This is a genomic window from Paenibacillus agri (assembly GCF_013359945.1).
Lineage (GTDB): Bacteria > Bacillota > Bacilli > Paenibacillales > Paenibacillaceae > Paenibacillus_AQ > Paenibacillus_AQ agri.
The window spans coordinates 1-243 of the sequence record NZ_JABWCS010000030.1 but is presented as its reverse complement, the minus strand read 5'-3'; the positions used below and the strand labels follow the sequence as shown (position 1 = coordinate 243).

The 243-nt window shown below is 49.8% G+C and carries 1 pseudogene; it reads right to left on the bottom strand.

The window, feature by feature from the left end:
• A pseudogene (locus HPT30_RS00135) lies at window positions 1–243 on the bottom strand (IS4 family transposase); the annotation flags it as partial.

The following is a 243-nucleotide window of genomic DNA, read 5'->3' as shown; positions in this document are numbered from 1 at the left end:
GATCAGTAATTCCGTCGGGATGCCAAGGCCGCGTCTCGTTTTCCGGTTGCATTGCTGGGTCAAGAGGTGTAACAATTGTTTGAAACATTCAAAAGGAACATCTTTGGCTTTTTTGGAGAGCATCGAATGATCCACTTTCTGGAGTCCAACGCCATGCATACGCTGCTCCCCGTCCCGATAGCCATCCCACCCTTGGAACGCAGCCTCTGCCAAGAAAAGAAACAGGGAATAGACGGTGAACTT